1 pseudogene is annotated in these 396 nt (G+C 62.6%); it reads right to left on the bottom strand.

Going from position 1 to position 396, the window contains the following annotated elements:
* Window positions 1-396 (bottom strand): annotated as a pseudogene (locus DY467_RS25955) (amidase); the annotation flags it as partial.

Raw genomic sequence — 396 nt, forward strand, 5'->3', positions numbered from 1 at the left:
CGAAGTTGTGCAAGGCGGTGTAAGAGGCGTAGCTGAGCGCTCTGTCGCGCAACGTCGCGTAGGGGACCGTCGGGCTCAGTTCGCCGAGCTTCGGCGGTGCGCGATCGACCACCGGCGTCAGCCAGGCATCATATTTGGCGAAGAACGCATCGAGATGTCGGACGACCTCGTGCCGATAGGCGAGCGCCTTCGGCACGGCATCCTTCGGCAGCTTTTCGAATACGGCGGCGTTGCCGATCGTCCAAGGCTCCAGCACAGAGGAGGGATCAAGCCCGCGCTTCTTGGCGAGTTTGACGAGGGCGGCTGCGTCTGTCGCGAACAGGGCGATATAGGCATCGATGATCTGGTGATCGCCGGCCAACGGGTGTTTGGCCGGTATGACCTCGTGGCCTAGAT

It is taken from the genome of Rhodopseudomonas sp. BR0G17 (assembly GCF_010907025.1).
GTDB lineage: Bacteria > Pseudomonadota > Alphaproteobacteria > Rhizobiales > Xanthobacteraceae > Rhodopseudomonas > Rhodopseudomonas palustris_H.